This is a genomic window from Vagococcus sp., from assembly GCF_036639995.1.
Lineage (GTDB): Bacteria > Bacillota > Bacilli > Lactobacillales > Vagococcaceae > Vagococcus.
Window position 1 is genome coordinate 3,333 of the sequence record NZ_JAVWHO010000012.1, and the last position, 7,545, is coordinate 10,877.

At 32.5% G+C, this 7,545-nt stretch carries 7 protein-coding genes and 1 pseudogene; 2 read left to right on the forward strand and 6 right to left on the reverse strand.

Translation table 11 applies throughout. From position 1 onward, the window contains the following. Window positions 1–127, reverse strand: a pseudogene (locus RR554_RS05130) (S26 family signal peptidase); the annotation flags it as partial. Window positions 128–151: 24 nt separating this feature from the next. On the opposite strand from RR554_RS05130, the gene RR554_RS05135 reads away from it, so the two are divergent. Beyond that, window positions 152–238 carry a helix-turn-helix domain-containing protein gene (locus RR554_RS05135; protein WP_443081209.1) on the forward strand — a complete coding sequence of 29 codons (87 nt, stop codon included), beginning with the start codon at window positions 152–154 and terminating at the stop codon, window positions 236–238. Window positions 239–275: 37 nt separating this feature from the next. On the opposite strand, the gene lepB is transcribed toward RR554_RS05135, so the two are convergent. Continuing rightward, window positions 276–830, reverse strand: a complete 555-nt coding sequence (gene lepB / locus RR554_RS05140; RefSeq protein WP_332463093.1) for a signal peptidase I — start codon at window positions 828–830, stop codon at window positions 276–278. A gap of 73 nt (window positions 831–903) precedes the next feature. Then, a complete protein-coding gene (locus tag RR554_RS05145; RefSeq protein WP_332463092.1) occupies window positions 904–2,556 on the reverse strand; it encodes a MutS-related protein in 1,653 nt (550 codons plus the stop codon). Window positions 2,557–2,685: 129 nt separating this feature from the next. On the opposite strand from RR554_RS05145, the gene RR554_RS05150 reads away from it, so the two are divergent. After that, the gene (locus tag RR554_RS05150) at window positions 2,686–3,027 is read left to right on the forward strand and encodes a hypothetical protein (RefSeq protein ID WP_332463091.1); all 342 of its coding nucleotides are present in this window, start codon (window positions 2,686–2,688) and stop codon (window positions 3,025–3,027) included. 59 nt (window positions 3,028–3,086) lie between these two features. On the opposite strand, the gene RR554_RS05155 is transcribed toward RR554_RS05150, so the two are convergent. The 3 genes from RR554_RS05155 to RR554_RS05165 all read right to left on the reverse strand — a co-directional run bounded on the left by RR554_RS05155 (window position 3,087) and on the right by RR554_RS05165 (window position 7,395). Further along, on the reverse strand, window positions 3,087–4,583 hold the full coding sequence (locus tag RR554_RS05155; protein WP_332463090.1) for an ATP-binding cassette domain-containing protein: 1,497 nt from the start codon (window positions 4,581–4,583) through the stop codon (window positions 3,087–3,089). A gap of 325 nt (window positions 4,584–4,908) precedes the next feature. Beyond that, a complete protein-coding gene (locus RR554_RS05160; RefSeq protein WP_332463089.1) occupies window positions 4,909–6,810 on the reverse strand; it encodes a heavy metal translocating P-type ATPase in 1,902 nt (633 codons plus the stop codon). Between the two features lie 303 nt (window positions 6,811–7,113). Next, window positions 7,114–7,395, reverse strand: a complete 282-nt coding sequence (locus RR554_RS05165) for a SemiSWEET family transporter (RefSeq protein ID WP_332463088.1) — start codon at window positions 7,393–7,395, stop codon at window positions 7,114–7,116. Between the last annotated feature and the right edge of the window lie 150 nt (window positions 7,396–7,545).

Sequence of the window (7,545 nt, forward strand, 5' to 3'; positions counted from 1 at the left end):
TTGGAATAAATCCTACTTCAGGAAAGCGACTATCCTTTGAAACTTGTCGGTTATCCCCTAGAACAAAATAGGTGTTTTCAGGTACTGTTTGTTGACCAGTTAAGTTTTGTAGAGTGAAGTCTTCCGTTAATGGACCGGTGTTGCCGGTTTCATGAAATTCTTTTTTTCGACATTAGAAGCAATCTGTAAAGTGTTAAAGTGTCAGCCAGGTGACATATTGGAGTATGAAGAGGATTAAAAAAGACTAACTTCAAAATAAGTTAGTCTTTTTATTGTTATTTAACCATTCCCCACTGACTGGGTGGCCAAAATGAAACAGTAGCTTTTCCAATAACATTGTCTTTTGGAATAAATCCTACTTCAGGAAAGCGACTATCCTTTGAAACTTGTCGGTTATCTCCTAAAACAAAATAGGTGTTTTCAGGTACCGTTTGTTGACCGGTTAAGTTTTGTAGAGTGAAGTCTTCTGTTAATGGACCGGTGTTGCCGGCTTCATGAAATTCTTTTTTATATTGATTAAGATAATCTTCTTTTAATGGTTTCCCATTAACAATTAACTGGTCCTCTTTATACTCAACAGTATCACCGGGAAGTCCGATAACACGCTTAACATAATAAAGCTCTGGATCATCGGGTGCTTTTAAAGGAATTACATCGAATCGTTTGATTTCCCCTACTTTTAGTGCAATGGCTTTTTCACCATCAACCAAGTTTGGCATCATTGATTCTCCTTGAACTTTGATAGGAGAAAAGATAAAGGCTCTCATTCCGACTAAGAAAAGAGTTAGGCAGACTAACCAAACCACATCAGAAACCCACGTTTTTTTCATAATAATACCACCTTAATTTATTATTGATATCATATCATAAATTTCTAGTCCATCATTAAAATTCACAGAAGTTTCAATAATTGTTATTCCAAGAATGGTTTTCTTCAAAGTAGTGAGCTTTTTCAAAAGATTCGTTAATAATTTCTTTAGGGAAATCCATGGCATCAATTAAATTAATGGCATTTCTAGAAGTCGCCACACCAGGTTTTACTTCATAATCAAAAGAAATCCCATTTTCTTTTGAAACAGTTTCTTCAAAATGAATATTATCGCAGTCATTAACTAAAATTTGTGGCAATTCAACATCATGAGTAGCAACAAAGGTAAGTTGATTTTGTTTTGTGAGCCAAGCAATAACACTTGATGAAGCAGCAATCCGTTCGATTGTATTAGTACCTTTTAAAATTTCATCAACGAAACAATAGCAAAATTCTCCTGATTCAACAAGTTTTATTAATCGTTTTAGAGATTTCAACTCAGCGATAAAATAACTGTCTCCTTCAATAACATTATCTTGAACACCCATGGAAGAAATTACGTGTCCTGGTTTCAGAGTTAACGATTGGGCTAAGCAAGTATTAATGGTTTGAGCAAAAAGACAATTGATTGCCACTGCTCGAACATAAGTAGACTTACCAGAAGCATTAGAGCCTGTAATAAGTGTGCTACGTGTCCAATCGATTGGATTTGGCACAGGCTCACTTAGTAACGGATGGATAACGTCTTTACCGTGAACACCATCTGTTGAGAACGTTGGTAGACACCAATGTCCCTCATAAACCTTTCTTAAATTAAGAATGGCAATAGCAATTTCAATATCACCAAGTAATTGCCACATCTCTTTTGCTTCGGTCGTGTGAGCCTGTATTTTTTTTGAAACGGTGCCGTAAGAAACAAATTGAAGTAAAAACGAAGCACTAAGCATTTCAAACATTAATTCAGCTTCACCACCATTTTTAACGCGAAAAGTAACCGCATGTTTTAAAATGGATTTAAAAGGAGCAGAGGCTTTTTTTAAACGTGTTGAAAAAGGAGAGTCTGTTTTACTAATTTTGACACTTAACGAAATGGCTTGAACTAAGTAACTCATAGTTCCAAGTTCAACTTCTAGTTTTCCTTTTTTTGATAAGTAAAAAATAGTATTAAAACACAGAGAAGAAATAGCAAGAATGATAGCAATCGGACCTACTAAAAAAGCGGCCAATAAACTTAAAATGGGAAGTAGACCTAAGAAAAGAAACAAACCATGATTAGCAAAAGGAACGGTCGTTTTTCCATTTAAATAGGCTTGGGAATAATTAGAATCTCTTTTTCCAAGACAAGCAAATTGAAAGGAAATAGCTTCTCTTTCTTTTGGATGTGTCTCAAAATAAGTAATAAGCTCTTCCTTCTTTTTTGATTTTTCAGAATTAAGGGAGTAAGATCGCAATGATTTGTATAAGCTTTCTGACCCAATACTTGAGTAAGTAAAATTGAGTCGTTGAAACACCTCAAACATGTCCAAATCACTCCAGGTTAAATCATCAATATAGCAATCGTAGGGATCCTCATTAAAAGAATAAGCAGCTAGTAGGCTATCTTCGCTGTCTTTAGCAGTTACTTTAGGTAATTGTCCCCATTCTTTTTGAATCCGTTTCTTTAATTTTTGACGATTGGAAAAATCTAGATAGAGAAAAAAGCAAGTAATACCAATAATAAATAAAATAACTAATAAGTACTCGTTCATAAGGAACCTCCAGATAATATTAATGAGTTAATTATACCACTTTCGTTTTTTATAAAACATCTACCTAAATGAAATTGTAAGTAAGCGCTTTTTCTTTTATACTAGAGATATAGAAAATGAGGTGTTCGTATGAGTTATGAAGAAAAAGATTGGATTATGCGCCAAATAAAACAATTAGCTATGGGGTTGGGAAGAATACTTGGAAAAGACAGCCTAAAAGAGATGATTAATCTAGAATTGAGTGCATCTGAAAAGTTATCAGATGATGAAATCGAACAAATTTTATTAATAATTGAAATTGAAGACAGATTGAATTACATTCGACTAACTGAAGAAGAAATGCAAGAAAGAATCGGAATTGATAAACCGCGATTAGAAGCACTCTATGTCGATTACACACTGCTGACAAAGGAAGAAGATATTAGGTTAAGACGCTTTCTAGACGAAGTGAAACAACACAAACAACATTAAAAAGCTGTGCCCGTAAAAGAACGTAGTTGTTACTTTTATAGGCACAGTTTTTATTAAGGTTATTTTTTATTTAATCCTGTTTTGGTTAATTGAGACAATTGTCGTTCTTTAAGTGAGTCAATAAATTTCCTATCATGAGAAATAGCAAGAATTGAGCCATCATACTCACTTAATGCATCATAAAAAACTTGATTAGTTAACGGACTTAAATTTCTCGTCGGTTCATCTAAAACAAGAATATCATTGTCCTCAAGCATTAATTTAACAAGTAGTATTTTAGCTTGCTGACCACCACTGAGTTCATTCACAGGATGAAGCATTTCATCTCGTGTGAAATTTAAATTGGCTAGTAAAGTTCGAATTTTTTGTTCCTCGTTTTCTTTTCCGATGTTTAATACCGATAAAACAGTCTCATCTAAATCAATGACATCTTCGTAGTTTTGCGGCATAAATCCAACTTTATATTTACTTTGCTTCGCTAATTCTTGATAGATTTCTTGTAGCAACGTAGACTTTCCAATGCCATTTTCACCAGTAATAATTAATTTATCTTGTGTAAATAAAGATAGCTGAATATCTGTTGCTAAAACACCTTTGTCGTTTTCTAAAATAGGTAAATTAAAATCAAGAATTAATTGTTTAGTCTTTGGTGAGCGAACAGGAGAAAAGAAAAATGTCGGTTGTTCTTCAATGGTTCGGATATCTTTGATTTGGTCCTTTTGATTAGAAAGACGTTCCTTTTGCTGTTTCAACGATTTTACTTTTTTTTGAAGTCTTGGATCAGCACGAGAAACTTGCGTATGTTGATGTTCAGCTTTATTCCAAACATCTTGAAGTTTTGTTTCTTGTTTTTTTAATGTTCGTTGTTCATTTCGAACTTGCTGGTTATGATCCAAAATAGCTTTTTCTCGTTTATTTTTATAAGTTAAAAAATCATCGTGAGATAAGGAGTGAAGAGGAACTTGATTTTTTTTTGTTAACTCTAAATGGAGTAATTCATTCGCGGTTTCTTGAATGAAACCTTCATCATGAGAAACAAAAATAACAGGTATGCTTAAGTTTTTGACAAATTTTTCTAGCCAGGAAATGCCTTGTAAGTCTAGGTTATTAGTAGGCTCATCCAGTAAAAGTAGGTCCGGGTTATTAGCTAGAACAGCTAATAATTGATACTTTAATTTTTCTCCACCAGATAAATCAGTGTAACGTTGTGTACTAAATAGATTATCAATTTGGAAAGCTTGCATGGCTTCAATCAGTAAAGTATCCCATTCAACCTCATCAAATAAATCAGCTACTATTAATTCTTCATCATCAAGAATGAGGGATTGATTCAAGTAGCCGATATGTTGATAAGTAGACGAGATATCTCCAGTTACTTGTAAGTAGGAGATAACGTCGTGTCTGTTTCTAATTGCATGAAGGAGACTAGATTTTCCGTTTCCCTCCTCGCCAATAATAGCTAACTTTGTGTCATCATTAATCACTAGAGATAAATCTTGTATCAAGTAGCGACCTGTTTTTTCTTCCATCAAAGATATATTTGTTAATTTCATCATTGTCTATCACCTTTTCTTTATTTTTTTATCAGATAGGCTCGTCTTCTAACATAGAGACCATCCTCCTTTTTTTTGTTTTTTGGCATAAAAAAAGCACTCCTATAAAATACAGGAGTGCGAAAATAGCGTCAGTAAAAATTAAATTAGCTAAATGGATTAAATATGGATACACGAACTCACTGTTTATTTATTAGATTACGTCTATTAAATAAAACAATGTTCAATTCGGTGTCCTCCTTTAGTCTTTTTGATAAATGAAAGTATAGCCCCATTTATAACGGATGTCAAATAAATTTATTCTTCAATCATGAAATATAATTTTTTATTATAAATATTTTTTAGGAGTACGTAATAGTCTCAATCCATTGAGAATAACAATAATTGTACTGCCTTCATGGACAATAACGCCAATAGCAATATTCATTTTTCCTAGAAAGTTTAATGTAACTAAAAGAGCAACAATAAACATTGAGAAATATACATTTTGCCACGTAACTTTATCCATTTTTTTAGTCAATTTATGAGCATAGACTAATTTTGATAAATCATTTTTCATTAATACTAAATCGGCGACATCCATTGCAACATCTGTGCCATCTCCCATTGCGATACCAACATCTGCAGTTACTAGAGCGGGAGCGTCGTTTATACCATCACCCAACATTCCTGTTGCACCATATTTTTTTTGTTGCTCAGAGACAATGCTAGCCTTGTCTTCAGGCATAACGTTAGCGACTACTTCGGCAATACCAATTTGACGTCCGACAGCTTCGCCAGTTAATTTAGCATCTCCTGTAATCATAGTTGTATGAACATTTTGATTATTAAAGTAAGCAATTGCGTCTTTTGCATAATCATTTGGAACATCCATAAGTGCAATTAAACCAATGACTTTTTCATTTTTTCCAATAAATACGACTGTATTGCCTTCAGAGGCAAGTGATTGTTCTTTTTGTTGATAAGTAATGGCAATATCCTCAAAAGAACTTGGTTTTCCTATCCGATAAATATCATTTGCATATTGGGTTGATAATCCTCGACCAATTTCATTTTCAACATCTAGTTTTAAGGTACTTTGATTTGGAAAATTATTAAGGATAGCCGTAGCTAAAGGATGATTTGATTGTGACTCCATTGCAACAATTAATTCGATGAGCTGTTCTTTATCTTCTTTTGGATCAAAAAATACATTGGTCACAACGGGTTTACCACTTGTTAAGGTACCCGTTTTATCAAAAGAGATAGCCTTTAATTCATTAAGTTTAGATAAATAAGCGCCACCTTTAACTAAAACGCCTTTTTTAGATAAATTAGAAATTGTTGAAAGAGTTGTTGGAACAGCGCTTGCTGCTAAAGCACAAGGTGATACAGAAATTAAATATACCATGCTTCGGTATAAACTAATTTCCCATGACCATCCTAATAAATACGGTCCTGCTAATAGTACAAGGGGATATAAAGCTAGAACAATAGTAACGTATTTTGGTTCTAACTGTTGAATCAAAGTAGCCGTTTTAGTTAAACTTTCTTGAGAGTCATTAACTAATTCTAATATTTTGGCAAAAACAGTTTCGGAGCTGTCTTTTGTTACTTCCATAGTGAAAGTTCCAGTTCCATTAATTGTACTTCCGAAAACTTCATCGCCTATATTTTTTTCTTTTGGAATACTTTCTCCGTTGATTGAAGACTCATCTATTGATGTATAACCACTGATGATAATTCCGTCTGTTGGAACTTGGGCCCCATTTAAAACTTGTAAAGTATCACCTATTTTAACTTGATCAACAGGTATGATTTTTGTTGTTCCGGATTTAAGCAAGAGTCTCGCTTCGGTAGGATTCAAATTAAGTAAGTTAGTAATTTCTCTTTTACTTTTTCCATCCACGTAATCTTCTAAAAAATGAGCGCCAGCAAAAATGAGAATTAGTAATGCCGCCTCTTCATAGTTTCCAATAATAATAGCTCCAACTGTTGCTATAGTCATTAAGAAGTGAACATTTGGTTGAAATTTTTTATTTTTGATTGATTTAGTAATGGTATTTCCGATACCTTCAAAAATGATATGGTATCCTGCAGTTATGACAGAAATAATAAACATAAAGGATCCAAAAGATTGATTTTTAATTGGCAAAAAGATACCAAGTAAAAATGCAACTAACCCGATAAAAAACATGATAACGGCTAATCTAGTTCCGTGATTATGAGTTTGTTCTTTTTTTGTACTCATTTTTAACATCCTTTCTATTTGCAATCAATTCATCTATATAAATATACCTCTTGAACAAAGTATACATGAATAACTATTCATATGTCAATCGATTAAAAGTGTTATATTTATTTTTTTGTCAAATAAAAAAAACAATTAATTACTTAAGAGCTATACATAATATAATATGGGGATAACTATCGTATATTTGACAAATAAAATATTTTGTTAAATAGTAAAGTTAATAAAAGACAGGATTTCAAAACGATATCTCATTTAGAATCCTGCCTTTATTCAACTATTGTATTTAATTAGGGGATCAATCTATAGTGAAGTAATAAATGTTATAAAGCCAAGTACAACACCAAATAGATTAGGAATAACAAGTAGTATATCTTTTTTAGGTTGCTTGGTTAATCCATAAAGAACCCAAATAGAGCAGGAAACTGAGGCAACTAAAGGTTGCCAAGGTTGACTTTTAACTCCTTGAATATTGGAAATAATTTGTGGAATATAGGCGATGAATACAATTATTCCGAAAATAGCACCAATTGAACCGATAATTTTGTTGACGTTTTTTAAGTCTTTTGTACTTTTTTCTGACATATTAAATCTCCCCCTATCTTTTTTTAGTTTAACATGTAATTCCAAATATGTATATAAGTTTGATAAAAGCTGAAATTTTTGATGTTTCAAATATTGTTGTCTACTAATTTAATTCAATAACCAGAAAAGACGTTTTTATGTACAATATGA